Here is a 23,687-nt window from a genome sequence, read left to right as displayed (position 1 = left end):
GGCGTCCAACAGGGGAACGAACATGAAAAAGATCGACAGACGCGATGTCCTGAAGGGCCTGGCCGGCGCTGCGGTCGCGATGCCGGCGCTCGGCAGTCGCGCCCAGGCGCAATCGGCCGGCAAGGTCGTGGTCGGCACCTGGGGCGGCGACTATGCCCGCCTGCTGACCAAGAACATCGAGGACCCGCTGCTCAAGCCCAAGGGCATCGAGGTGCTGCAGGACCAGGCCGGCGACGCGCCGCGGCGCGCCAAGATGGTGGCCGAACGCCGCCTGCCGCGCGGTACCGTCGACATCCAGGGCTTCTCGGCCGCCAACATGTTCGAGATGAACGAGGCCGGCGCGACGGAGCAGCTCGACTACGCCAAGATCCCGAACGCCAAGAACCTCCTGCCGACGATGAAGTATCCGTACGGCATCGGGCACATCTATTCGGGCAATGTCGTCATCTACAATCCCAAGCTGATCAGCCCGGCCCCGGCCGGCTTCAAGGACTGGCTCGACCCGAAATGGGGCTCGAAGATCGGCTTCATCGACATCCAGTACCAGGCGATCATGATCGCCGCCTCGATGGCCGCCACCAATGGCGCCAGCATGAACGACATCGAGAAGGCCAAGGAGGTCCTGCTCGCGGTCAAGAAGGCCGGCGCGCGCGTCTATCCGACCAATGAGGCCTTCGCCCAGGCGATGAAGAACGAGGAAGTCGGCATCAGCGCGATCTGGAAGGCGCGCGTGGTGCAATGGCAGAACGCCGGCATCCCCTGCGAGGCGGTATCGCCGGTCGAGGGCATCCCGGCTTACGTCTCCGGCTTCGTCATCGCCAAGAACGCGCCGAACAAGGACAACGCCTACGCCTATATGAACGCCATGCTGGCGAAGGAGCCGCAGGAGGCCTTCGCGGTCGACATGGGCTATAACGGCACCGTCTCCGGCCTCTCAGTCGCGCCTGACCTACAGAAGCGCATCGGCTTCACGCCCGACGAGGAGAAGCGCATCAAGGATCTCGACTATGCCTTCCTCGCCAAGAACGATTCGGCGATGAAGGAGTGGTGGGACAAGGTGTTCAAGGGGTGAGCGCAGCTCCCGAACCAGTCGCAGGTGCCCGCACCAGCCTTGCCGGGATGCTCGTCATCCCGGCGACGCTCTTCGTCGCGATCGGACTGATCGGCCCGATCGCGATCCTGTTCCGCTACTCGCTCAACCAGTTCATTCCCGGCCAGTTCATGGTCGACGGGCTGACGATCGAGAACTACGTCAAGTTCTTCACCGACGGCTTCTACCTCAACGTGCTCTGGCGCACGGTCCGCGTCGCCGTGGTCTGCACGGTCGTCTGCCTCGTCATGGGCTTCCCGCTCGCCTATGTGCTGGCGCGCACCGAAAGCCGCTTCAAGAACCTGCTGATCATGCTGGTGGTGCTGCCGCTCTTCGTCGGCAACGCCGTGCGCGCCGCCGGCTGGATGACCGCCTTCGGCAGCAAGGGCGCTCTCAACGCCTCGCTGATGGGCCTCGGCCTGATCGACCAGCCGCTCGAGATCATGTTCACCGAGACCGCCGTGATCATCGGCATCATCGCGGTCAACCTGCCCTTCATGGTGCTGACGCTGCAGAGCGTGATCGAGGGCATCAACCGCAATGTCGAGGAGGCCGCCTTCAGCCTCGGCGCCGGTCCGGCCGCGATGTTCCGCCGTGTGCTCTGGCCGCTCGCCATGCCCGGCATCCTCGCCGGCACGATCCTGACCTTCATCCTGGCGATGAACGCCTATGCCACGCCGGTGCTGCTCGGCGGCCCGAAATTCCAGACCATGGGCCCGCTGGTTTACGGCCAGTTCGCCCAGCAGAACAACTGGCCCTTCGGTGGCGCCATCTCCTTCATCCTGATGACGGCGACGCTGCTGCTCACCATCGCCGCCAACCTGATCGTGCAGCGGCGCTATCGCTGACCCCTGAACGTTCTCCACGGCTGTGGCGCTTCGCCGCCGCGGCCGCGCTGGTCAAGCGACATTGCGAGGATTAAAGCACGGCGATGAACGTCTCCTCCGCCCTCGTCCCGATCGCCGTCGGCGCCGTTGCCGTGGTGCTGCTGCTCGGCCTGGTCAACATGCTGCGCGGCGGCAGCTCCAACACCTCGCAGAAGCTGATGCGGCTGCGGGTGGTGCTGCAGTTCATCGCGATCCTGGTGATCCTCGGCGTGCTCTGGTGGCGCTCCGGCTGAGCCTTCCGCGGTGCGCGAAGATTGCACCGTCACATTGCGGCCACCTCTCTCTGCGCTTTACCAATCTTTAACATCTCGCCGAAAGCCCAAGTCGCCCATCATGGTTCGCGTCGCGTCGCTGTTCGCTATCCTCACGGTCCTGTCCGTGCCCGCACTGGCGCAGACCGACCGTGGTGGCACCCGCGCGCTCGGCTATGCCCCGGCGACGGAAGCGCCCACCCCGGCCTGGGAGGCGCGCTTCGGCCTCGGCGCCGCCAATCCCGGCGGGCGCGAGAGCGGTCTTCTGAACTTCGGCGGCGAGCTCCTGACGCCGCGCGTCGCCACCTTGAACGACCGCTTCGCCAACGCCTTCGTGCCGCGCTTCCATCTCGGCTCCAGCCTCAACGTCAACGGCACGCAATACGCCTATGCCGGCGCGACCTGGACCTTCGACGTCTCGCAATCGGTCTTCCTCGAGGCGAGCCTCGGCGCCGCCGTCAACAACGGCAAGACCGGCGCCGTCATCCCCGAGAACCGCCTGAATCTCGGCTGCAACACCGGCGCGCGTGGCGCCGCCGCCCTCGGCTTCCGCCTCAACGACCGCTGGAGCCTGATCGCCACGCTCGAGCATTTCAGCACGACCGGCTGCTCCGACAATCCGCTCGCCAATGCCGGCAATCCGCGCGGCCCCTCGAATTTCGGCGCCCGCCTCGGCTATACCTTCTGAAGCCGGTCGCTTTGAGCCGGCCTTCTCGGGAGGCGGTGTCATGAAGCTGCATGGCTATTTCCGCAGTTCGGCCGCCTGGCGCGTGCGCATCGCGCTCAATCTCAAGGACCTCGCTGTCGAGCACGTCTCGCATCATCTGCGCCATGGCGGGCAGCGCGACCCCGCCTATCTCGCGCTCAACCCGCAGGGGCTGGTACCGACGCTGGAGCTCGACGACGGCACGGTGCTGACCCAGTCGCTCGCCATCATCGAATGGCTCGACGAGACCCGTCCGGAACCGGCCCTGCTGCCGAAGAACCTTCTTGAGCGGGCCAAGGTCCGCGCCTTCGCCCAGGCGATCGCCTGCGACACCCATCCGGTGCAGAACCTCAAGGTGCTGAACCGGCTGCGCGAGCTCGGCCACGGCGGCGACGTGGTCCTGGCCTGGGCGGCAAGCGTCAATCTCGACGGGCTCTCGGCCTGCGAGCAGCTCGCAGTCAACAATCCAGGCCCCTTCTGCTTCGGCCCGGCGCCCGGCCTCGCCGACATCTGCCTGGTGCCGCAGCTCGGCAATGCCCGGCGCTTCAAGGTCGATGTCGCCCAATTCCCGCGCCTGCTGCAGGCGGAAGCGGCTGCGATGGAGCTCGCCGCCTTCCGCGATGCGACGCCGGAGCGTCAGGCCGACGCCGAGTAGGGCTTTACCAGCGCCGATAAGGCCAGGGCCCCCAATACGGGCCATAGAAGCCGGATGCCTCCAGCCTTGCCCGGCGCGAGGCCGACCGGTCGAGATCGACCTCCATCAGGCAGTTGGCGAAGCTCTCTGCTCCCGGCCGGAAACCATAGGAGCGGCAACGCGCTTCATCGGCGCTGCGCTGCTCGGCCGCCGTCATGCAGCCGCCAAGCGCGGCTGCCAGCCCCAATGCGATGAGCCATGTCGCACGCATCGTCAGATCCTCCAGGCCGTGCGGGATTCGCGGAGATCATGCCATGGAAGCGGCGCTTTGACGCTAGTTTTCAGAGGCGGCCTGCGACAACCCGCTGTTTCGGAGGCTTTTCCGCCTTTTCAGAGCGAGGAGGCGAGACGCCCGACTTCCGCCAGCACGGCTTCACGCTCAGGCAAAGCTGCAGACGATTCCGCATAGTAGGCCGTGACGACCAACGCTGCCCGGCCGGGCGGCCAGATCACGCCGACATCATTGGTGGCGTTGTTGTTGCCGGTGCCGGTCTTCTCGCCGATGCGCCAGCCCTTCGGCACGCCGGCCCGCAGGCGCTTGTCACCGGTCTTGTTGGCGACCAGCCAGCCCGTCAATTGCTGGCGTGATGCCGGTGACAATGCCCCGCCGAGCACCGTCTGGCGCAACACGCCGGCCATGGCGACCGGTGTCGTCGTATCACGCGGATCGCCGGTCCTGGCCTCGTTGAGCTCCGGTTCGCGTCGGTCGAGCCGCGAAGCCTCGTCGCCGAGCGAGCGCATATAGGCCGTCAGCCCCTGCGGCCCCCCGAAGGAATCGAGCAAGAGATTGCCGGCGGTGTTGTCGCTCAGCGTCACCGCAGCATCGCAGATCTCGGCTATGGTCAGCCCCTTCTCGACATGCTTCTCGGTCACCGGCGAATAGGTGATCAGATCGCCCTTGCTGTAGTTGACGCGCCGCTCGAGCTCCTCCTCACCGCGGTCGACCCGCGCCAGCGCAAAGGCGGCTGCGACGAATTTGAACGTGCTGCACATGGCAAAGCGCTCCTCACCGCGATGCGCGACGATGCGGCCATTGCCGCTGTCGAGGATGGCGACGCCGAGGCGTCCACCATGCTTGCGGTCGAGCGCGAACAGCGCCTCGCGCACCTTGTCTTCGCGCTCCTGCGCCAGGCTGGGCAGGCCACCCAGCATCGGCGCAGCCATCAGGGAGCCGATCAGCAGCTCTCGGCGTCGGATCATCGCTTGTCTCCATGCGCGAGCCACCGCGCGCGAGCGGCATGCCGGCGCGGAAGGCGGGAATCGATTCGGGGAAGGACGCCGCGTTCAACGCAACGGGGCAGCGCCCGCCGCCGTTCTCGCCGCAAGCTTGCCTAATCACAAACGATGATATCTCTACGGAGCTATTAGAATTTCTAAGGCTTGGCCATGCTTCGCCCGCATCTCCCCTTGAACGCCTTGCGCGCCTTCGAGGCCTCGGCCCGTCATCTCAGCTTCACCAAGGCGGCGATCGAGCTCTGCGTCACCCAAGCCGCGATCAGCCATCAGGTGAAGGGGCTGGAGGAACGGCTCGGCGTCGAGCTCTTCCGCCGCCTGCCGCGCGGCCTGGCCCTGACCGATGAAGGCCGCAGCCTGCTGCCGACATTGCGCGACAGTTTCGACCGCATCGCCGGCCTGCTCGAGCGCTTCGAGACCGGCAGGCCGGTCGAGGTGCTGAATGTCGGTGCGGTCGGCACCTTCGCGCTCGGCTGGCTGCTGCCGCGCCTTGCAGGCTTCCGTGCGACCCATCCCCAGATCGACTTGCGCCTTACCACCAACAACAATCGGGTCGATCTCGCAGCCGAGGGGCTCGACTACGCGCTGCGCTTCGGCGGTGGCGCCTGGCATGGCACGGCGGCATTGCGCCTGTTCGAGGCGCCGATGACGCCGGTCTGCGCCGCCGCCACAGCCCGCGCCCTACAGCAACCCGCCGATCTCGCCGACCATGTTCTGCTGCGCTCCTATCGCGCCGATGAGTGGACACTGTGGAGCGAGGCGGCCGGGATCGAGCCGCTGGCGGCGCGCGGGCCGGTCTTCGACAGCTCGATCGCGCTTGCCGAGGTCGCTGCGGCCGGCGAAGGCGTCGCGCTGGTCCCGGCACTGCTGTTCTCGCGCTATTTCGACGGCGGCAGGCTGATCCGCCCCTTTCCGATCGAGGTCGCGCTCGGCAGCTACTGGCTGACCTGGCTGCAATCGCGCTCGCTCACCCCGGCCATGCTGGCCTTTCGCGACTGGCTCGCAGACGAAAGCCGCAAGGGGACCGCATCGCGAGCGAACTGAACCACCAAAGCAAAACGGCCGCCCTTGAGGGGCGGCCGTCTGTCCTTGGATCCAAGGAGAAAATGGTGGGCGCGACAGGGATCGAACCTGTGACCCCTACGATGTCAACGTAGTGCTCTCCCGCTGAGCTACGCGCCCGTTTTGCCCGAAGGCATCCGGAACGACACCGGCCCGAGGGCGATGTCGCTGCGAGGTGGAGGGGCTATAGCGGACACCTGCGCGCCTTGCAAGGCGCTTCGTCGGCTTCTTTGCAAGAAGCCAACATCAGGCCGTTACGCCGCCAGCAGCTTCTCGACCTCATTGACCAGTTCGCGCAGGTGGAAGGGCTTCGACAGCACCTTGGCATCCTTCGGCGTCTGCGAATCCGGGTTGAGCGCCACCGCCGCGAAACCGGTGATGAACATCACCTTGATGTCGGGATCGAGCTCGGTCGCACGGCGCGCCAGCTCGATTCCGTCCATTTCCGGCATGACGATGTCGGTCAGGAGCAATTCGAACGGCTCTTCGCGCAGCCGGTTATAGGCCGATAGCCCGTTGTCGAACGAGGCGACGTCATAGCCTGCATTCTGCAGCGCCTTCACCAGGAAGCGGCGCATATCGTTGTCGTCTTCGGCCAGGAGGATCTTGGTCATGGCGCCTTGCTTCATCCGTGATGTTGCACCGAGCCCACGCCGCCCTGCCCGTTGGCCGGAAGCCGATTCGCTCGCTCGTCGTCCCTCGTACCGGGTGGCCGTCCCTGCCATTCCGGGTGTCGCCGGTCCAGCCCGGTGCGCGCGAACTCGTCGCTCGCGCACAGCCGGATGGACCAGCCAGTTCTATTTGGCGACATTACGGTAAACAACCAGTGAAGCCGCGCGAGCCAGATGACGAAAGGTCAGGCCCTTCAACCGAGAGCGGCTTTGTGCTTGAGTTCTCCGACATGACGCTGACAGCCGGTTTCTCCTTTCCCCGCCCGGACGACGTGATCGCCGAGATCGAGCGGCCGTTCACGCTCCATCAGCCCGCGCTGCAGGTCGTGCCTGTCATTGTCGACGTGCCCCATGCCGGGCGGCGCTATCCGCGCGCCTTCGTCGAGGGCTCGCGCCTGCCGCTGCGGGCGCTGCGCCGCTCGGAGGACGCCTATGTCGACCTGCTCTTCTCCCATGCGGTCGCGCTCGGTGCCCCCCTGCTCGTCGCCGAGTTCCCGCGCGCCTTCCTCGATGCCAATCGCGAGCCCTATGAGCTCGATCCGCGCATGTTCGAGGGTCGCCTGCCCGGCTTCGCCAACACCCGCTCGCTGCGCGTCGCCGGCGGGCTCGGCACGATCCCGCGCATCGTCGGCGAATCCTATGAGATCTATTCCGGCCGCATCCCGGTCGAGAGCGCGCTGAACCGGATCGAGGCGCTCTACCGACCCTATCATGCCGGCCTGCGCCATCTGGTGAACCGCACGCAAGCCAGCTTCGGCAGCTGCATCCTGGTCGACGCCCATTCCATGCCCTCGACCGGGCTCGACCGCGACGGCGTCGCCAAGGCCGACATCATCCTTGGCGACCGCTTCGGCACCAGCGCCGCGAGCTTCGTGGTCGATGCGGCCGAGGAAGCGTTCGCGCGCGCCGGGCTCACCGTGACCCGCAACCGCCCTTATGCCGGCGGCTTCATTACCGAGCATTACGGCGCGCCCGGCTCCGGGGTGCACGCGTTGCAGATCGAGGTCAGCCGCGGCCTCTACATGAACGAGGCGACGCTCGAGCCCAACAGTGGCTTCCAGGCCCTTCAGCAGGTGATCAGCACTGCCATGGCCGAATGCTTTGCGCGCTGGAGCGGCTGGAGCGACGATTGGCGCCAGGCGGCGGAGTAAGAATCTCCGGCAAGACCTCGGCAGCTCAAAATGCCACCAACTCCCTGGACCAGAAAGAAAAAGGGCCGCGCACTTTCGTGGCGGCCCGAAGTCTAGGGAGGAAACGCCCAAGGAGGGCAACGAAGGTTTGAGGTCATCTCCCCTTCGCAGTGCACAATAGCTCATTGCGCCGCAAAAACGCAAGTCGAAATACAAATCTGGCCATGCATGAAACGCATGACAAATCGCACAATCGTCACACGCTGGCCGATTTCGCTAGACCGACTGAGGCTGAACTGTCCTGACCTGACCGATCTCCGCGCCCACAGCGCTTGTCATCCCATGCGCCGCACAGCATGAAGGCGGCAGGCGGGTGGAGCCAAGGAAAGCCTGATGAGCGCGGTCGATTTCACGAAATTCGTTGCCCGGCTGGCGACCCTGTCGGGCCAGGCGATCCTGCCCTTCTTCCGCGCCCGGCACACCACCGAGGACAAGTCGGGCGGCGGCGTCTTCGATCCGGTCACCGAGGGCGATCGCGCCGGCGAGGATGTGATGCGCAACCTGATCAAGCGCACCTTCCCGGCCCATGGTATTCTCGGCGAGGAGTTCGGCGCCGAGAATGCCGACGCCGACTATGTCTGGGTGCTCGACCCGATCGACGGCACCCGCGCCTTCATCTCCGGCATCCCGGTCTGGGGCACGCTGATCGGGCTGACCCGCAAGGGCGTACCGGTCTACGGCATGATGAATCAGCCCTTCACCGGCGAGCGTTTCTCCGGCGACGGCCGCATGGCGCGCTATGAAGGACCAAACGGCCCGCGCACGCTGCACACCCGCCAGGTGATCCATCTTTCCGAGGCGACGCTGATGACCACGAGCCCGAACCTCTTCGTCGGCGGGCAGAAGGATGCCTACCAGCGCGTCGAAAGCACGGTCCGCCTCGCCCGCTATGGCTGCGACTGCTACGCCTATTGCATGCTCGCCTCCGGCCATATCGATCTTGTCATCGAGAGCGGGCTGAAGCCCTACGACATCGTCGCACTGATCCCGATCATCGAGGGCGCCGGCGGCATCGTCACCTCATGGGACGGCGGCAGCGCCGCCCAGGGCGGCACCATCCTCGCCGCCGGCAACAAGACCCTGCATCAGGCCGCTCTCGCTTTGCTCAACGGCTGAGGCAGGCGCGGTCAGCGCCTCGCCAGGAATGAACGCGTCGAAGGCGGCCCAGAACTGCGCCCGGATCGCGTCGCTCTCCATCAGGATCTCGTGGCGTGCTGTCGGCAGCACCAGGGCGGACCCCGTCTTGAGCCGCGCCGCGAAGCGCTCGATTGCCGGCGTCGACACCACGGGATCGCGCCCGGCAGCGACGACCAGGGTCGGCACCCTGACCTCGACCGGCGCGCGCGGCTGCGCCAGCCGGTCCATCAACTGGAAGGCGGCATGGATCCAGCCGACGCTGGGGTCGCCGATGGCAAGCTCGCGCGCCGCCGCCGACAGGGCAGCGTTGCGGGCATAGCGGACCGGGTCGGAGCTCAGCCGGTTGCCCTCGAACGGCTTGGTGCCGATCGCGGTATCGCCGCCGCCGGGCACGAAGGCCTTGCCGAAACCGAGCCAGTACAGCACCCGCGCCAGCCAGCGGGCACGGCGCGGATTCTCGATCATGCTGATGCCGAGCATCGGCGCGATCGCGACCAGCCGCGCCACCGGCAGCGCCTCGCGCCGGGCGGCATCGAGGCAGAGCGCCGCCCCCATCGAGTGCGCCAGGACAAAATAGGGCGGCGGGAAACGCTCCTGCATCTGCGCCACGATCAAGGCAAGGTCGCGCTCGTAATGCACGAGCCGGCCGACATGCCCCTTGCGCTGCCGGCCGGTGAAGCGCTGCGAGCCGCCCTGCCCGCGCCAGTCGAAGGTCAGGACATGGAAGCCGCGCCGGCGCAGCTCGGCGATGGTCTCGCTGTAACGCTCGATGAACTCGGCCCGCCCCTGCACGACCAGGACCGTGCCTCTCTCCTTGCGCACGCTCGGCCGCCAGCTCGCCAGGCGCAGGCGTGCCCTATCGCTGGTCTCAGCGAACCAGACCTTGCCGTGACCGGGCACCGGGTAGTCCGGCTGGTGGAAGAACTCGGCCTGCGTCATCGGCGCTCCGGCGGACTCGATCGCTCCGTTATGCCCAGCCTGACCCGCTCTTGAAAAGCCGGAAATGCCACCCAGATCATTGGGGCGCAGGCCGTCAAGCGGCTGCGCGAACCCAAACCTGGCCCGCGCTCACGAGGAGGCGGGCTGACACGAATGTCGCTTCCCTTGGAGGACAATCATGCGTTCCTACGATCTCTCCCCGCTCTATCGCTCGACCGTCGGCTTCGACCGCCTGTTCTCGCTGCTCGACCAGGCCGGCAGCGTCGACAACGCCCCGAGCTATCCGCCCTACAACATCGAGCGCACCGCCGAGAATGCCTATCGCATCTCGATCGCGGTCGCCGGCTTCGGTGAGGCCGACCTCTCGATCGAGAGCAAGGAGAACGCCCTAACCGTTCGCGGCGAAAAGAAAGTCGCCGATGACGAGCCGAAGCGCGAAGTCCTGCATCAGGGCATCGCCGCGCGCGCCTTCGAGCGCCGCTTCCAGCTTGCCGACTACGTCCAGGTCACCGGCGCCAGCCTCGAGAACGGGCTGCTCCATATCGACCTCGTCCGCGAGATCCCCGAGGCAAAGAAGCCCCGCCTGATCCCGATCGGCGGCAGCGGCCCCAAGGTGATCGAGGCCAAGAAGGCCGCGTAACCGGAAGGCCCGCGCAAAAGCGCTGCAGGCCTGAAAGAAAGGAACCTCCCCGGGAAACCGGGGAGGTTCTTTTTTGCGCTCGGCATGAACCGGTTCCGCCGGGTGCTCAGGGCACCACCGTGACCGGCGGCACCGTGGTGTCCGGCGTCGGGATGAGGCTCGGCTGCGCCCGCGCCAGCGGCGGGGTGCGATCGGGCTCCTCGGCTCCGCGAACATCCTGCGGGTTGACCAGCTTCGGCTTGCCGATGTCACTCGGCGCGACCGATGGGACCGCTGCCGGCTTCGCCGTGGGCGCATCGGGCTTGGGAGCAGCCGGTGACGGCGGAGCGGTGGTCGCTGGCGCGCTCGCCTCGGCCGGCGGCTGGGCCGGCTTCAAGGCTGCCGGGCGCTCGGGCGGGCGCGGCGTCAGCTTCTTTTGCGCCGGACGCTCCTCCTCGCGCGGATCGAGCCTGACGACACGCGGCGGCGGCTGCAGCACGATCCTGTCGAGCAGCTCGCCACTGAAACGGTCTATGACCAGCCGTTGCCGCGATCCGTTCGTCGCCAGGCCGTCGACGACGAGCACGGAGCCCCTACGCACGGTGCGCTGCACTTCGCGCAGGCCAAGCTCCTGGGCCGAGATCCGTCCGATGGCGCGCGGCGGGATCGGCGCCACCCGACGCGGCGCATAATCGTACTGCGGGGCATAGCCATAGCCGTCGTCATAGTCGTAGCCATAACTATAGCGGGCATAGCGGCCGCCATAGTCGTCGAGCTGCGCCAGGGCCGGGGCACTCGCGCCGGCCACCGCGGCCAGGACGGCAAGGCCGGCCAGCCGGCGGCGCAGGGCGCGCGGCGCAATGGCGGGTGAAACGAAGACTGCCATGGTCTGTCCTCTGTCAGACGAAAATCGCGGTCTTCAGTTCTCGGTAAGGATTGCGGCGCGCTTGCGGCGCGAATCCGCTGCGAAACAGGTGTTTTCCGGCGCTCAGACCGTGGCGAGCACGGCGGCGAGCCGATCGACCTCTTCTGCCCGCGTCGCAAAGGAACAGACGAACCGGCCGACCACCTCGCCGGGCTGCAGCTGCTCCCGTTCCGGCAAAGCGTCGCCCGACCAGGCGATATACTGCACGCCCTGCGCCGCCAGCGTGGCTTGCGCCGGTGGCGGCAGCACCAGGAAGACCTCATTCGCCTCGCAGGCCCATGCCAGCCGAAGCTTGCCTGCCGCTTCGACCGCACTGGCCAATCGCGCGGCCATCGCATTGGCGTGGCGGGCGAGGTCGAGCCAGTGGCCATTGGCCAGCAGACCCTCGAACTGCGCCCCGATCAGACGCCCCTTGGACAGAGTGTGCCCGGCGCGCTTGCGCCGCCACGGCATCTCACTCGCATCGGCCGGATCGAAGACGATTACCGCCTCGGCGGCGAAGGCGCCGTTCTTGGTGCCACCGAAGGAGAGCACGTCAACGCCGGCCTTCCAGGTGACCTGCGCCGGCGCACAGCCGAGCGCCGCGACCGCATTGGCGAAGCGGGCGCCATCCATGTGCAGCTTCAGCCCGCGCGGCGCGATCGCCTGTTTCAGCGCCGCGATCTCGGCCGGCGTGTAGACCAGCCCGCATTCGGTCGCCTGCGTGATCGACAGCAGCTGCGGCTGCACTTGATGCACCGCGCCCGCTCGCATGCGCGCGAGCTGATCCGCGACGACATCCGGCACCAGCTTGCAGCCATCGCCGGGCAGGCCAACGATCTTGGCGCCGCCGGTGAAGAATTCGGGCGCGCCGCATTCATCGGCGGCGACATGCGCCTCGTGATGGCAGAGCACCGCGCCCCAGGGCTGGACCAGGCTCGCCAGTGCCAGGGAATTCGCCGCCGTCCCTGTCGTGACCAGGAAGACTGCGACCTCGCGCTCGAACAGCTCGGCGAACAGGGCCTCGACCCGCTTCGTCCAGGCATCGTTGCCATAGCCGGCGGCGAAGCCGTCATTGGCCGCAGCCATCGCCTGCATCACCGGCGCGCTCGCCCCGGCGAGGTTGTCACTGACGAAGTTCATGATGCTGGCATCCGGCAGGCGCTGATGAGAGGGTCCTGACCGATAAGCAGCCTCCTGCCGCAGCGCAATCGATGCCGGCGCAGAGCAGACCCGATTCCGGTGATAGACAACTTCCGGCTTGGCTCGCCAGCCCGCGTGATGTGAAAATGTCCAGACAAGGAGAGAGATCGCAATAAAATGTCGCCGCAGTGCAAAATCGACGCTTGTGCCCAGATTGGAATTCTGGCAAGGTCAAGGCAATAGGACAGCTATGCTGTCCCATTTTCAGAGTGGGCCTCGCCGAGGCCCCGGCGCTGGCGGATGGAGCGGACGATGACGGGAGGTACGGCGAACAAAGCCAAAGCCAACCGTACGACGCGCGCCGCCCGCAAAACGGCGGCGTGACCAGGCGCGGCAGGGCTTAAAGCCCGAGGCGCCTGCGGAGGACGCGGGCGCAAGACAAGACCGGCGCAAGCAACCTTCGCAAACCGAGAATAAAGCCGGACCGGCCCGATCCTTGCTCGGCAAGGTGGAAGCCGGAGCGGCGGTGGACTTTGGCTGGCTCCCGAGCCGATGCTGCGGGACCGAAGGCGGGCGGAGGCGACGATGAGCGAGGGCAGGAAGGCGAGCGCGATGGCCAACACCACTGCTAAAGTTGCCACCACGACGACGGCCGCTTTCGAGCGTTTCCCGGAGGTGCGCGACCCCGCCATGCCGGAGCGCCAGGGCCTCTACGATCCGTCCTATGAGAAGGATTCCTGCGGCGTCGGCTTCATCGCCGACATGAAGAACCGCAAGAGCCATGCGATCGTCGCGCAAGGCTTGCAGATCCTGCACAATATCGACCATCGCGGCGCCGTCGGCGCCGATCCCAAGCTCGGCGACGGCTGCGGCATCCTCACCCAGATCCCGCATGGCTTCTTCAAGGAAGAATGCGCCAAGATCGGCATCGAGCTGCCCGAGCCCGGCCATTACGCCATCGGCCAGTTCTTCATGCCGCAGGAGGCCGACAACCGCGCTGTCTGCGAGGAGATCGTCGCCCAGACGGTCGAGGAGGAAGGCCTGATCTTCCTCGGCTGGCGCGACGTTCCGGTCGACAACAGCGATCTCGGCGAAGCCGTCAAGGAGACCGAGCCCTGCCATCGCCAGATCTTCGTCGGCCGCCCCGCCGAGATCACCGACGAGGACGAGTTCGAGCGGCAGGTCTATGTCCTCAGGAAGTCGGTCTCGAACAAGGTCTACAAGCGCCATGACCGGGCGACCGCGACCTATTATCCGGTCTCCTTCTCCTGCCGCACCATCGTCTACAAGGGCATGGTGCTGGTCACCCAGCTCGGCGCCTATTTCAAGGACCTGACCGACGAGCGCTTCGAGAGCGCGCTCGCCCTCGTTCACCAGCGCTTCGCCACCAACACCTTCCCGTCCTGGCGCCTCGCCCACCCCTACCGGATGGTCGCCCATAACGGCGAGATCAACACGCTGCGCGGCAACGTCAACTGGATGGCGGCCCGCCAGGCCTCGGTCGATTCCGAGCTCTTCGGCGCCGACATCTCCAAGCTCTGGCCGATCTCCTATGAGGGCCAGTCCGACACCGCCTGCTTCGACAACGCCCTCGAATTCCTGGTCCAGGGCGGCTATTCGCTCGCCCACGCCATGATGATGCTGGTGCCGGAGGCCTGGGCCGGCAACCCGCTGATGGATGAGAGCCGGCGCTCCTTCTATGAATACCACGCCGCGCTGATGGAGCCGTGGGACGGCCCGGCCGCGATCGCCTTCACCGACGGCCGCCAGATCGGTGCGACGCTCGATCGCAACGGCCTGCGCCCCGCGCGCTATCTCGTCACCGACGACGGCCTCGTCGTGCTCGCCTCGGAATTCGGCGTGCTGCCGATCCCGGAGGAGAAGATCGTCCAGAAGTGGCGGCTCCAGCCCGGCAAGATGCTGCTGATCGACCTCGACCAGGGCCGGATCATCGGCGACGACGAGATCAAGAGCACGCTCTGCCTCGCCAACCCCTACAAGGACTGGCTGAAGCGCACTCAGATCGTGCTGGAGGACCTGCCTCCGGTCGAGGCGCGCGCCTCGCGCACCGACGTCGCTCTGCTCGATCGCCAGCAATCCTTCGGCTACACCCAGGAAGACACCAAGATCCTGATGGCGCCGATGGCGGTGACCGGTCAGGAAGCCGTCGGCTCGATGGGCACGGATACCCCGATCTCGGCGCTCTCCTCGAAGTCGAAGCTGCTCTACACCTATTTCAAGCAGAACTTCGCCCAGGTCACCAACCCGGCGATCGACCCGATCCGCGAGGAGCTCGTGATGAGCCTCCTCTCCTTCATCGGGCCGCGGCCGAACATCCTCGACCTCGAGGGCACCTCGCGCCGCAAGCGCCTGGAAGTGCGCCAACCGATCCTGACCAATGACGATCTCGAGAAGATCCGCTGCATCGGTCACTATGAGGACCGCTTCGACACCAAGACGCTCGACATCACCTATCCGACGCGCGAAGGCGCGGCCGGCATGGCAGGCGCGATCGAGCGCCTGTGCGAGCGCGCCGAAGCGGCCGTCCATGGCGGCTACAACATCATCATCCTCTCCGACCGCCAGGTCGGGCCGGACCGCATCCCGATCCCGGCGCTGCTGGCGACCGCGGCGGTCCATCATCACCTGATCCGCAAGGGGTTGCGCACCTCGGTCGGCCTCGTCGTCGAGTCCGGCGAGCCGCGCGAGATCCATCACTTCGCCTTGCTCGCCGGCTTCGGCGCCGAGGCGATCAACCCCTATCTCGCCTTCGAGACCATGGAGGCGCTGCTGGAAGCCGGCGAATTCCCGCCGGAGGTCGACCGCTACGAGGTGGTCAAGCGCTTCATCAAGTCGATCGGCAAGGGCCTGCTCAAGGTCATGTCGAAGATGGGCATCTCGACCTACCAGTCCTATTGCGGCGCGCAGATCTTCGACGCCGTCGGCCTGCGGACCGAGTTCATCGACAAGTACTTCACCGGCACCATCTCCTCGATCGAGGGCGTCGGCCTCGCCGAGATCGCCGAGGAGACCGTGCGCCGCCATCGCGACGCCTTCGGCGACTCGCCGGTCTATCGCGATGCGCTCGACATCGGCGGCGAATACGCCTTCCGCCTGCGCGGCGAGGCGCATGCCTGGACGCCGGAGAACATCGCGCTGCTCCAGCACGCCGTGCGCGGCAATGCCCGCGACAAGTTCAAGGCCTATTCCGAGCTGGTCAACGACCAGAGCGAGAAGCTTTCGACCATTCGCGGCCTGTTCCATGTGAAGATGGCCGATGAGCTCGGCCGCACGCCGATCCCGCTCGACGAGGTCGAGAGCGCAGCCTCGATCGTCAAGCGCTTCTCCACCGGCGCCATGTCCTTCGGCTCGATCAGCCATGAGGCCCATTCGACGCTGGCGCTGGCCATGAACGCGATCGGCGGCAAGTCGAACACCGGCGAGGGCGGCGAGGAGCCGGAACGCTTCAAGCCGCTGCCGGATGGCCGCTCGATGCGCTCGGCGATCAAGCAGGTCGCCTCGGGCCGCTTCGGTGTCACCACCGAATACCTCGTCAACTCGCAGATGATGCAGATCAAGGTCTCGCAGGGCGCCAAGCCCGGCGAGGGCGGCCAGCTGCCAGGCCATAAGGTCGATGCCCGCATCGCCAAGGTCCGGCATTCGACCCCGGGCGTCGGCCTGATCTCGCCGCCGCCGCATCACGACATCTATTCGATCGAGGATCTCGCCCAGCTGATCTTCGACCTGAAGAACGTCAACCCGGCCGCGGACGTCTCGGTCAAGCTCGTATCGGAGCTCGGCGTCGGCACCGTCGCCGCCGGCGTCGCCAAGGCGCGGGCCGACCACATCACCATCGCCGGCTATGAGGGCGGCACCGGCGCCTCGCCGCTGACCTCGATCAAGCATGCGGGATCGCCCTGGGAGATCGGCCTCGCCGAGACCCACCAGATCCTGGTGATGAACAAGCTGCGTGGCCGCATCGCCCTGCAGGTCGACGGCGGCCTGCGCACCGGCCGCGACATCGTCGTCGGCGCGCTGCTCGGCGCCGACGAGTTCGGCTTCGCCACGGCGCCGCTGATCGCCGCCGGCTGCATCATGATGCGCAAGTGCCATCTCAACACCTGTCCGGTCGGCGTCGCCACCCAGGACCCGGTGCTGCGCAAGCGCTTCAAGGGCCAGCCCGAGCACGTCATCAACTTCTTCTTCTTCCTCGCCGAGGACGTGCGCGAGATCATGGCGGAGATGGGCGTCAAGAGCTTCGACGAACTCGTCGGCCGCTCCGACTGGCTCGACAAGAAGCAGGCGATCGACCACTGGAAGGCCAAGGGGCTCGACTTCGCCCGGATCTTCCACAAGCCGGAGCCTGCTGCGGGCGTCGCCATCCGCAATGTCGAGCGCCAGCACCACCCGATCGAGTCGGTGCTCGACCGCACCCTGATCGCCAAGGCCGGCGCCTCTCTCGATACGGCTGCGCCAGTGGTGATCGAGAGCCCGATCCGCAATGTCGATCGCTCGACCGGCGCGATGCTCTCGGGCGAGATCGCCAAGCGCCACGGCTCGATCGGCCTGCCTGAGGACACCATCACGGTGAAGCTCACCGGCACCGCCGGCCAGAGCTTCGGCGCCTGGGTCGCCGGCGGCCTGACGCTCGACCTCACCGGTCAGGCCAACGACTATGTCGGCAAGGGCCTGTCGGGCGGCAAGCTGATCATCCGGCCGGATGCCAAGTCGCGCGCCGTCGCCGAGGAAGCGATCATCGTCGGCAACACCGTGCTCTATGGCGCGATCTCCGGCGAATGCTACTTCCGCGGCGTCGCCGGCGAACGCTTCGCCGTGCGCAATTCCGGCGCGATCGCGGTGGTCGAGGGCACCGGCGACCATGGCTGCGAATACATGACCGGCGGCGTCGTCGTCGTGCTCGGCCAGACCGGCCGCAACTTCGCGGCCGGCATGTCCGGCGGCATCGCCTATGTGCTCGACGAGGACAAGAGCTTCGCCAAGCGCTGCAACCTCTCAATGGTCGATCTCGAGCCGGTGCCGGAGGAGGAGGAGCTGACCCAGCGCCTCTACCACCATGGCGGCGACCTCGAGTTCAAGGGCCGCATCGATGTCATGGCCAACATGTCCGGCTACGACGCCGAGCGCCTGCACCAGCTCATCGCCAACCACCTGAAATACACCGGGTCGGCGCGGGCGCAGGCGATCCTGGAGAACTGGGCGGAGTACCTGCCCAAATTCGTCAAGGTCATGCCGGTCGAATACCGGCGGGCCCTTATGGAAATCGAGCGGGCCCAGGCCGGCGTCTCGGTCGCGGCCGAGTAATCGAACAGGCGGATGAGACGATGGGCAAGGTAACCGGCTTTCTCGAGATCGACCGCCGCGACCGGAAGTATCTTCCGGCCTCGGACCGTATCCGGAACTACAAGGAATTCGTGATCCCGCTCGGCCGGGAAGCGACCCGCGACCAGGCGGCGCGCTGCATGAACTGCGGCATCCCGTATTGTCACAATGGCTGCCCGGTCAACAACCAGATCCCGGACTGGAACGACCTCGTCTACAACGACAAGTGGCAGGAGGCGCTGACCAACCTGCACTCGACCAACAACTTCCCGGAGTTCACCGGCCGCGTCTGCCCCGCCCCGTGCGAGGCGTCGTGCACGTTGAACCTCGAGGACACCCCGGTCACCATCAAGTCGATCGAGTGCGCGATCGTCGACAAGGGTTGGCAGGAAGGTTGGATCAAGCCCGAGCCGGCTTCGACGAAGACGGGCAAGAAGATCGCCATCATCGGCTCCGGCCCGGCGGGCCTTGCCGCCGCCCAGCAGCTCGCGCGCGCCGGCCATGAAGTCCATGTCTATGAGCGCCAGGGCCGCGCCGGCGGCCTGCTGCGCTACGGCATCCCCGACTTCAAGATGGAGAAGTCGCATGTCGACCGGCGTGTCGCCCAGATGGAGGCCGAGGGCGTCGTCTTCCATTACGGCGTCAATGTCGGCGTCGATATCGAGCCGCAGGAGCTGCTCGCCCAGTACGACGCGATCGGCTTGACCGGCGGCGCCGAGAAGCCGCGCGACCTGCCGATCGAGGGCCGCGACCTCGACGGCGTCCAGTTCGCCATGGATTTCCTGCCGCAGCAGAACCGCCGCAATGGCGGCGAACCTGACACCACCGGCAATGCCCGGCCGATCCTCGCCGGCGGCAAGCATGTCGTCGTCATCGGTGGCGGCGACACCGGCTCCGACTGCATCGGCACCTCGGTGCGCCAGGGTGCGCTCTCGGTCACCCAGCTCGAGATCATGCCGCAGCCGCCGGAGAAGGAGAACAAGCAGCTGACCTGGCCGAACTGGCCGCTGAAGCTGCGGACCTCCTCCAGCCATGAGGAAGGCGCCGAGCGCGACTTCGCCGTCGGCACCGTCAAGTTCACCGGCGAGAACGGCAAGGTGAAGACGCTGCACTGCGCCAAGGTCGACGCCCAGTTCAAGCCGATCGAGGGCAGCGAGTTCCAGCTCAAGGCCGACCTCGTCCTGCTCGCCATGGGCTTCGTCTCGCCGGTGCATGACGGACTCATCGCCAAGCTCGGCGTCAAGCTCGACGGACGCGGCAATGTCGAGGCCAACATGCTGGCCTACAAGACCACGGTCGAGAAGGTCTTCGCCGCCGGCGACATGCGCCGCGGCCAGTCGCTGGTGGTCTGGGCGATCCGTGAGGGCCGCCAGATGGCGCACTCGATCGACAAGCACCTGATGGGCGAGACCATCCTGCCGCGCTGAGCGGCAGGCAGGCTAACACGCGTCATGCTCGGGCTTGCCCCGAGCATCTCAGGCCGGAAGAGGCGCCATCTAGCGCCTTCTTGTCACGAGATTCTCGGGTCGTCGCTGCGCGCCGCCCGAGAATGACGGCTGGCTCTCAGGCCCCCAGCAGATCGACCAGCGGCGGGATCAGCGGCTCGTCGGCCGGCGGCATGGCGAGATCGCGCAGCTTGCCGGGACGCACCCATTTCAGCGCCTGCCCCTCGCGCGACATCGCCGTCCCTTCCCAGCGCCGGCAGATGTAGAGCGGCATCAGAAGATGGAACTCCGGATAGGCGTAGCTGGCGAAGGTCAGCGGCGCCAGGCACGCTTCCTTGACGGTGATGCCGAGCTCCTCGGCAAGCTCGCGGATCAGCGCCGGCTCCGGCCGCTCGCCGGCCTCCAGCTTGCCGCCGGGAAACTCCCAGAGGCCTGCCAGGGCCTTGCCCTCGGGACGTTGGGTGACGAGCACGCGATTGTCGGAATCGACCAGCGCGCAGGCGACGACGAGCAGCAGTTTCACGAAAGGCTAATGTCCCGAGAGGATGACCTCGACCGGCTCGGTTTCCTTGCCGGTCAGCGTGACCTCGTCATAGACCGTGCCGCCCTCGCGGAAAACCTGGTCCTCCTCGCCCCAGATCACCTGGGTCGAGACGAAATAGGTGCCGGGCGCAACCTTGTCGAAGCTGAACTTCCCTCGCGCCGTCGTCTTGGTCGTGCGGGTGAGCTCGGCATAGCGCGGATCGACCTGCTCGTTCGGATAGCGCCAATGCGGCAGGAACTTGGCCTTGCCGAAGACACGGGCAAAGCGCTCGCGGGCATAGGCCGTCGCCGGGATCAGCCGGACGACCTCGCCGGCAGCGTTCACCACCTGCCCCTTGGAGCGCGTCCGGAAGGCGTGGCCCTCGATCACGCCGGTCCCGGGCTTTCGGATGAAGGCCGCCTCCTCCGCCGAGAAGGAGGAGGCCGTCGGCGACGACGGCCCCTGCGCGACGCAGGCTCCCAACAGGGCCGCAAGGCCCAGCACGAACGCTATCCTGATCATCTGGCTCGTCCCCCCGCAGACGCCGTCGACACCAGGAAGACGCCTGCGAGGATGATGCAACCTCCGATAATCTGCCGCAACTCCAGCGTTTCGCCGAGGACCAGCACACCCATGGCGGCAGCGACCGCCGGCACGAGGTAACCGGTCATCGCCGCCCGCGTCGGCCCGGCGGCGCGGATCAATCGCATGAAGAACGTCACCGGCAGTGCCGTCGCGAACACGCCGAGCGCCAGCACGGCCTGCCAATGCGGTGTCAGCGCCGCCAGCGCGCCCCAGCCGGAGAAGATCAGCGTCAGCAGCAGCGCGCCCGAGCCCGAGACCATCTGCTGGCCGAGCGCGAGCCGGATCGGATCGCCCGCCCGCGGCGGCACCGCGCGCGTATAGAGATTGGCGCAGGCATAGGACAGCGTCGCGCCGACCATGGCGAGCAGGCTGAGCGCCGTGCCGCCGCCCTCGGCCAGGCGCGGCCCGATCAGGATGGCGACGCCGGCCATGCCGACCAGGATGCCGCCGAGCCGGCGCCGGCTCAGCCGCTCCTCAGAGAACAGGAAATGCGCGAACAATGCCGTGACCAGCGGCCCCGCCGCCTGGATCATCGCCGCCGGCCCGCTGGCGAGCTGGATCAGCGCATAGGCGACGAGCACGTTCGGCAGCCAGCCATTGCAGGTGCCGAGCACCAGCCAATGCCGGAGCTCGTGACGTCGCGGCAGCGGGCTCTGGCCGCGCGCCGCGACGAAGAGCGCCAGCGTCGTCGCGCCAAGCAGGCCACGCCCGGCGGCGATCGCCCAGGGGGCGACCTCACCAGCCATCAGCTTGATGAACAGATAGCTTGAACCCCAGAGGAACGAGCAGACGGCAAGGTTGCTGACGATGAACGCCTTGCTCGGTCCCGAGGGCTCAGGACCTGTAGTCGCCGTTGATCTCGACATAGGCCTTGGTCAGGTCGCAGGTCCAGACGGTAGCCTTGCCGCGGCCGAGGCCGAGATCGGCGGTGATGACGATATGCTCGCCGGTCATGTAGTCGGAGACGGCCTGCTCGTCATAGGAGCCGGCACGCGCTCCGGCTTCCGCCACCTTGATCGCGCCGAAGGAGATGTCGAGCCTGTCGCGATCGGCCGGCTCGCCGGCCTTGCCCACCGCCATGACGATGCGGCCCCAATTGGCGTCCTCGCCGGCGATCGCGGTCTTGACCAGCGGCGAATTGGCGATCGAGAACGCGACCCTCTTGGCCGAGCGCGCCGACTGCGCCCCGACGACGCGGACCTCGACGAATTTGCGGGCGCCCTCGCCGTCCTTGCAGACCAGATGCGAGAGCTCCAGCAGCAGGGCGTTCAGCGCCCGCTTGAAGCCGGAGAGCCGGGCATCGCCGGGATCGGTGATCTCCGGCACGCCGCGCGCCTTGGCCTTGCCCGTCGAGAACAGCATCAGCGTGTCGGAGGTCGAGGTGTCGCTGTCGACCGTGATCGCGTTGAACGATCCCTTGACGCCCTTCGACAGCAGGGCCTGCAGCACGGGAGCCGCAATCGGCGCATCGGTGAAGACGAAGGAGAGCATCGTCGCCATGTCGGGCGCGATCATGCCGGCGCCCTTGGCGATGCCGGCGATGACGACCTCGTGCCCGTCGATCTTGGCCTTGCGCGACACCGCCTTGGGGAAGGTGTCGGTGGTCATGATCGCCTTGGCGGCGTCGAGCCAGGGACCATCGGCGGCGCGCTTGGCGCAATCGGCCAGCACGCCCTCGAACTTGCTCGCGTCGAGCGGCTCGCCGATCACGCCGGTCGAGGCGATAAAGACCTCCTCCGGCTTGCAGCCGGCGGCCTTGGCCGCGATCGTCGCGGTCAGAGCCACCGAGTCGCGCCCTTTGAGGCCGGTGAAGGCGTTGGCGTTGCCGGAATTGACGACGATGGCGCGGGCCTTGCCCTGCGCCAGGTTCTCCCGGCACCAATCGACCGGCGCCGAGGGGCATTTCGAGCGGGTGAAGACGCCGGCGGCCTGCGAGCCCTCGTCGAGCAGGACGAGCACCACATCGGTGCGGCCCTTGTAGCGGATGCCGGCCTCGGCGGTGGCGAAGCACACGCCCGGCACGGCCGGGACCTTGGGCTGGCGCTTCGGCGCGAGCGGAGAAACGGGAACATCCTTGCCGGCCATCATGCGCCTCCTCGTATGGTTGGCCCGATGTGCCGCAGCGGCGGGGCGAAGACAAGAGTCCAAGCCCCTGCAAAAGCAAACGCCCGGGCATGGCCCGGGCGCATCACGACGATACGATGAAGCTTCGGCTCGATCAGGGCTTCTTCGGCTCGGCCGGAGCCGGGGTCGCCGGCGCGGGCGTCGCCGGGGTGGCCGGCTTGTCGAGGCGCTCGACCTTGGCCTTGTCGCGCAGCCCGACGATGATGTCCTGCTGCGCCTTGCGGACCAGGTACTGGTCGATCTGCGGCTTGACCTCGTCGAAGCTCGGCAGCGGCTTGGTGCGCTTGTCCTCGAGCTTGATGACGTGCCAGCCGAACTGGCTCTTCACCGGCTCGGAGAGCTGGCCCTTGTCCAGCTTGAAGGCGGCCTCGGCGAACTCAGGCACCATCCGATCCTTGGCGAACCAGCCGAGATCGCCGCCTTCCTTGCCCGAACCCGGATCCTTGGAGAGCTCGGCCGCGACCTTGGCGAAGTCCTCGCCCTTCTTCAGCCGCTCCAGCGCCGCCTTGGCCTGCGCCTCCTCGGGCACCAGGATATGGCGGGCGTGGACCTCTTCCTCCGGCTTCATCGCCTTGACGGTGTCGTCGAACAGCTTCTTGGCCGCTTCCGGCGTCGCCGCCTTCTTGGCTTCGCTCGTCAGGTATTCGTCGAGCAGCAGCTTGTCGCGATTATATGCGAGGCGCTTGGCGAAGTCCGGCCCCTCGCCGACCTTGGCAGCGGCCGCAGCCTTGGCGCCGAGCTTGAGATCGACCAGATAGTTGATCACCTCCTCGCGCTTGCGGTCTTCCGGCATCTGCGCAGTGCGCTCACCGAGATCCTCCTCGGCCAGCTTGAGGTCGCCCTCGGTGATGGTGATGCCGTCGACCTTGGCGACGGGCTTGTCCTGCTGCGCGAGGGCCGGCACGGCGGCCAGCGCGAAGCCAAGCGACAGCATGGCGAGACGGGAGGACAACATCGGTGCGGCCTTTCGACTGGACGGCGCGAAGATCGATCTCGCCGGCTGAGTGCCAGCAGAACGCGGCCTTGGCAAGACGGCGCCTCGCACATCAACGCGAGCCGGCAAGCATGGTTCACTGTTCTGCAGCCGACGGGGCCGCATCCCGTGCCTCTTGGAACCCGCCTCGCCGGACCCCACATGCGCGCG

General features: G+C 67.0%; 22 protein-coding genes and 1 tRNA gene. 11 read left to right on the top strand and 12 right to left on the bottom strand.

What is annotated here, in order from left to right; translation table 11 throughout:
- The first annotated feature begins 22 nt into the window (after nt 1-22).
- The 5 genes from AC3WLC_RS01695 to maiA all read left to right on the top strand — a co-directional run bounded on the left by AC3WLC_RS01695 (nt 23) and on the right by maiA (nt 3,589).
- Entirely contained in the window at nt 23-1,072 is a 1,050-nt protein-coding gene (locus AC3WLC_RS01695) for an ABC transporter substrate-binding protein (protein WP_493682207.1), read from the top strand.
- On the top strand, nt 1,069-1,938 hold the full coding sequence (locus tag AC3WLC_RS01690; protein WP_493682206.1) for an ABC transporter permease: 870 nt from the start codon (nt 1,069-1,071) through the stop codon (nt 1,936-1,938). The genes AC3WLC_RS01695 and AC3WLC_RS01690 overlap by 4 nt, the downstream gene beginning before the upstream one ends.
- Before the next feature lie 83 nt (nt 1,939-2,021).
- Complete coding sequence (locus AC3WLC_RS01685) at nt 2,022-2,210, top strand: twin transmembrane helix small protein (protein WP_493682205.1); 189 nt, start codon at nt 2,022-2,024, stop codon at nt 2,208-2,210.
- A 100-nt stretch (nt 2,211-2,310) separates the two neighbouring features.
- On the top strand, nt 2,311-2,916 hold the full coding sequence (locus tag AC3WLC_RS01680; protein ID WP_493682204.1) for an acyloxyacyl hydrolase: 606 nt from the start codon (nt 2,311-2,313) through the stop codon (nt 2,914-2,916).
- A 40-nt stretch (nt 2,917-2,956) separates the two neighbouring features.
- The gene (gene maiA / locus AC3WLC_RS01675; RefSeq protein WP_493682203.1) at nt 2,957-3,589 is read left to right on the top strand and encodes a maleylacetoacetate isomerase; all 633 of its coding nucleotides are present in this window, start codon (nt 2,957-2,959) and stop codon (nt 3,587-3,589) included.
- A 4-nt stretch (nt 3,590-3,593) separates the two neighbouring features.
- On the opposite strand, the gene AC3WLC_RS01670 is transcribed toward maiA, so the two are convergent.
- Together AC3WLC_RS01670 and bla are read right to left on the bottom strand one after the other, a co-directional pair.
- A complete protein-coding gene (locus AC3WLC_RS01670; protein ID WP_465248166.1) occupies nt 3,594-3,845 on the bottom strand; it encodes a hypothetical protein in 252 nt (83 codons plus the stop codon).
- A 113-nt stretch (nt 3,846-3,958) separates the two neighbouring features.
- A complete protein-coding gene (gene bla / locus AC3WLC_RS01665; RefSeq protein ID WP_493682202.1) occupies nt 3,959-4,828 on the bottom strand; it encodes a class A beta-lactamase in 870 nt (289 codons plus the stop codon).
- A 186-nt stretch (nt 4,829-5,014) separates the two neighbouring features.
- Between bla and AC3WLC_RS01660 the strand changes: the two genes are divergently transcribed.
- A complete protein-coding gene (locus tag AC3WLC_RS01660) occupies nt 5,015-5,905 on the top strand; it encodes a LysR substrate-binding domain-containing protein (RefSeq protein ID WP_493682201.1) in 891 nt (296 codons plus the stop codon).
- A 63-nt stretch (nt 5,906-5,968) separates the two neighbouring features.
- On the opposite strand, the gene AC3WLC_RS01655 is transcribed toward AC3WLC_RS01660, so the two are convergent.
- Nucleotides 5,969-6,043: transfer RNA gene (locus AC3WLC_RS01655), tRNA-Val, on the bottom strand.
- A 134-nt stretch (nt 6,044-6,177) separates the two neighbouring features.
- Nucleotides 6,178-6,537, bottom strand: a complete 360-nt coding sequence (cpdR, locus tag AC3WLC_RS01650; protein WP_038363805.1) for a cell cycle two-component system response regulator CpdR — start codon at nt 6,535-6,537, stop codon at nt 6,178-6,180.
- Nucleotides 6,538-6,824: 287 nt separating this feature from the next.
- Here cpdR and AC3WLC_RS01645 point away from each other — a divergent pair, with 287 nt between their 5' ends.
- Together AC3WLC_RS01645 and hisN are read left to right on the top strand one after the other, a co-directional pair.
- Nucleotides 6,825-7,745, top strand: coding sequence for an N-formylglutamate amidohydrolase (locus tag AC3WLC_RS01645; protein ID WP_465248373.1), 921 nt, complete (start codon nt 6,825-6,827; stop codon nt 7,743-7,745).
- A 372-nt stretch (nt 7,746-8,117) separates the two neighbouring features.
- Nucleotides 8,118-8,900, top strand: a complete 783-nt coding sequence (gene hisN, locus AC3WLC_RS01640) for a histidinol-phosphatase (RefSeq protein ID WP_493682200.1) — start codon at nt 8,118-8,120, stop codon at nt 8,898-8,900.
- Here hisN and AC3WLC_RS01635 read toward each other — a convergent pair.
- The gene (locus AC3WLC_RS01635; RefSeq protein ID WP_493682199.1) at nt 8,805-9,860 is read right to left on the bottom strand and encodes an alpha/beta fold hydrolase; all 1,056 of its coding nucleotides are present in this window, start codon (nt 9,858-9,860) and stop codon (nt 8,805-8,807) included. The genes hisN and AC3WLC_RS01635 overlap by 96 nt on opposite strands.
- A 178-nt stretch (nt 9,861-10,038) precedes the next feature.
- Between AC3WLC_RS01635 and AC3WLC_RS01630 the strand changes: the two genes are divergently transcribed.
- Nucleotides 10,039-10,500, top strand: coding sequence for an Hsp20 family protein (locus tag AC3WLC_RS01630; RefSeq protein WP_346362278.1), 462 nt, complete (start codon nt 10,039-10,041; stop codon nt 10,498-10,500).
- A 106-nt stretch (nt 10,501-10,606) separates the two neighbouring features.
- Here the strand turns inward: AC3WLC_RS01630 and AC3WLC_RS01625 are convergent, their stop codons facing one another.
- Both AC3WLC_RS01625 and AC3WLC_RS01620 read right to left on the bottom strand, forming a co-directional pair.
- Nucleotides 10,607-11,365: a hypothetical protein gene (locus tag AC3WLC_RS01625; RefSeq protein ID WP_493682198.1), complete on the bottom strand. Its 759-nt coding sequence runs from the start codon at nt 11,363-11,365 to the stop codon at nt 10,607-10,609.
- 102 nt (nt 11,366-11,467) lie between these two features.
- Complete coding sequence (locus AC3WLC_RS01620) at nt 11,468-12,526, bottom strand: threonine aldolase family protein (RefSeq protein WP_493682197.1); 1,059 nt, start codon at nt 12,524-12,526, stop codon at nt 11,468-11,470.
- 585 nt (nt 12,527-13,111) lie between these two features.
- On the opposite strand from AC3WLC_RS01620, the gene gltB reads away from it, so the two are divergent.
- The gene (gene gltB, locus AC3WLC_RS01615; RefSeq protein ID WP_493682196.1) at nt 13,112-17,848 is read left to right on the top strand and encodes a glutamate synthase large subunit; all 4,737 of its coding nucleotides are present in this window, start codon (nt 13,112-13,114) and stop codon (nt 17,846-17,848) included.
- A gap of 20 nt (nt 17,849-17,868) precedes the next feature.
- Complete coding sequence (locus AC3WLC_RS01610; RefSeq protein WP_493682195.1) at nt 17,869-19,293, top strand: glutamate synthase subunit beta; 1,425 nt, start codon at nt 17,869-17,871, stop codon at nt 19,291-19,293.
- Between the two features lie 136 nt (nt 19,294-19,429).
- Here the strand turns inward: AC3WLC_RS01610 and mutT are convergent, their stop codons facing one another.
- The 5 genes from mutT to AC3WLC_RS01585 form a co-directional block, all read right to left on the bottom strand.
- Nucleotides 19,430-19,834: an 8-oxo-dGTP diphosphatase MutT gene (mutT, locus tag AC3WLC_RS01605; RefSeq protein WP_152015267.1), complete on the bottom strand. Its 405-nt coding sequence runs from the start codon at nt 19,832-19,834 to the stop codon at nt 19,430-19,432.
- Between the two features lie 6 nt (nt 19,835-19,840).
- Nucleotides 19,841-20,356, bottom strand: a complete 516-nt coding sequence (locus tag AC3WLC_RS01600; RefSeq protein ID WP_493682194.1) for a carboxypeptidase regulatory-like domain-containing protein — start codon at nt 20,354-20,356, stop codon at nt 19,841-19,843.
- Entirely contained in the window at nt 20,353-21,285 is a 933-nt protein-coding gene (locus tag AC3WLC_RS01595; protein WP_493682193.1) for a DMT family transporter, read from the bottom strand. The genes AC3WLC_RS01600 and AC3WLC_RS01595 overlap by 4 nt, the downstream gene beginning before the upstream one ends.
- Nucleotides 21,254-22,507 carry a bifunctional glutamate N-acetyltransferase/amino-acid acetyltransferase ArgJ gene (argJ, locus tag AC3WLC_RS01590; protein WP_493682192.1) on the bottom strand — a complete coding sequence of 418 codons (1,254 nt, stop codon included), beginning with the start codon at nt 22,505-22,507 and terminating at the stop codon, nt 21,254-21,256. The genes AC3WLC_RS01595 and argJ overlap by 32 nt, the downstream gene beginning before the upstream one ends.
- A gap of 130 nt (nt 22,508-22,637) precedes the next feature.
- Entirely contained in the window at nt 22,638-23,498 is an 861-nt protein-coding gene (locus AC3WLC_RS01585) for a peptidylprolyl isomerase (RefSeq protein ID WP_493682191.1), read from the bottom strand.
- Nucleotides 23,499-23,687 lie beyond the last annotated feature (189 nt).

The organism is Allobosea sp. GW821-FHT03A12, from assembly GCF_058986765.1.
Note: the sequence above shows the minus strand (reverse complement) of the source record. Positions and strands in the feature narration are given on the sequence as shown.

Bases quoted from the DNA above. Each gene is read 5' to 3' on its own strand.
- AC3WLC_RS01680 (WP_493682204.1), top strand. From the start codon at position 2,311: ATGGTTCGCGTCGCGTCGCTGTTCGCTATCCTCACGGTCCTGTCCGTG.
- AC3WLC_RS01630 (WP_346362278.1), top strand. From the start codon at position 10,039: ATGCGTTCCTACGATCTCTCCCCGCTCTATCGCTCGACCGTCGGCTTC.
- AC3WLC_RS01595 (WP_493682193.1), bottom strand. From the start codon at position 21,285: ATGTCGAGATCAACGGCGACTACAGGTCCTGAGCCCTCGGGACCGAGC.
- AC3WLC_RS01610 (WP_493682195.1), top strand. From the start codon at position 17,869: ATGGGCAAGGTAACCGGCTTTCTCGAGATCGACCGCCGCGACCGGAAG.
- gltB (WP_493682196.1), top strand. From the start codon at position 13,112: ATGAGCGAGGGCAGGAAGGCGAGCGCGATGGCCAACACCACTGCTAAA.
- AC3WLC_RS01625 (WP_493682198.1), bottom strand. From the start codon at position 11,365: ATGGCAGTCTTCGTTTCACCCGCCATTGCGCCGCGCGCCCTGCGCCGC.
- argJ (WP_493682192.1), bottom strand. From the start codon at position 22,507: ATGATGGCCGGCAAGGATGTTCCCGTTTCTCCGCTCGCGCCGAAGCGC.
- AC3WLC_RS01585 (WP_493682191.1), bottom strand. From the start codon at position 23,498: ATGTTGTCCTCCCGTCTCGCCATGCTGTCGCTTGGCTTCGCGCTGGCC.
- hisN (WP_493682200.1), top strand. From the start codon at position 8,118: ATGAGCGCGGTCGATTTCACGAAATTCGTTGCCCGGCTGGCGACCCTG.
- maiA (WP_493682203.1), top strand. From the start codon at position 2,957: ATGAAGCTGCATGGCTATTTCCGCAGTTCGGCCGCCTGGCGCGTGCGC.
- AC3WLC_RS01645 (WP_465248373.1), top strand. From the start codon at position 6,825: ATGACGCTGACAGCCGGTTTCTCCTTTCCCCGCCCGGACGACGTGATC.
- AC3WLC_RS01600 (WP_493682194.1), bottom strand. From the start codon at position 20,356: ATGATCAGGATAGCGTTCGTGCTGGGCCTTGCGGCCCTGTTGGGAGCC.
- bla (WP_493682202.1), bottom strand. From the start codon at position 4,828: ATGATCCGACGCCGAGAGCTGCTGATCGGCTCCCTGATGGCTGCGCCG.
- cpdR (WP_038363805.1), bottom strand. From the start codon at position 6,537: ATGACCAAGATCCTCCTGGCCGAAGACGACAACGATATGCGCCGCTTC.
- AC3WLC_RS01635 (WP_493682199.1), bottom strand. From the start codon at position 9,860: ATGACGCAGGCCGAGTTCTTCCACCAGCCGGACTACCCGGTGCCCGGT.
- AC3WLC_RS01685 (WP_493682205.1), top strand. From the start codon at position 2,022: ATGAACGTCTCCTCCGCCCTCGTCCCGATCGCCGTCGGCGCCGTTGCC.
- AC3WLC_RS01660 (WP_493682201.1), top strand. From the start codon at position 5,015: ATGCTTCGCCCGCATCTCCCCTTGAACGCCTTGCGCGCCTTCGAGGCC.
- AC3WLC_RS01695 (WP_493682207.1), top strand. From the start codon at position 23: ATGAAAAAGATCGACAGACGCGATGTCCTGAAGGGCCTGGCCGGCGCT.
- AC3WLC_RS01620 (WP_493682197.1), bottom strand. From the start codon at position 12,526: ATGAACTTCGTCAGTGACAACCTCGCCGGGGCGAGCGCGCCGGTGATG.